The 242-nt window shown below is 75.2% G+C and carries 1 pseudogene; it reads right to left on the bottom strand.

The features are described from left to right. Nucleotides 1-242 (bottom strand): annotated as a pseudogene (locus AC0IVP_RS22110) (glycoside hydrolase family 15 protein); the annotation flags it as partial.

Genomic DNA, 242 nt, shown 5'->3' with positions numbered 1-242 from the left:
CCGCCACCGGTCGCCGGCGGTGTCGGCGATGGCGGCGAGCAGCCGGCCGGGGTCGGCGTCCCGCACGGTCCCGTGCTCGACGTACAGCGCGACGATGGAGAACAGGTCCCCGTACACACCCAGCTGCAGCTGGTGGGCCGCACCGTTGCCCTCCTGGACCGGTGCGTTGCCGCGCCCGCCGGGGACGTCGGGTTCGTCCACGCCGTCGGGGACGTCGCCGCCCAGGGTGTAGCAGACGTGCG

Source organism: Klenkia sp. AC732 (assembly GCF_979256525.1).
The sequence above is the reverse complement of the archived record's forward strand: the minus strand, read 5'-3'. Positions and strand labels throughout refer to the sequence as shown.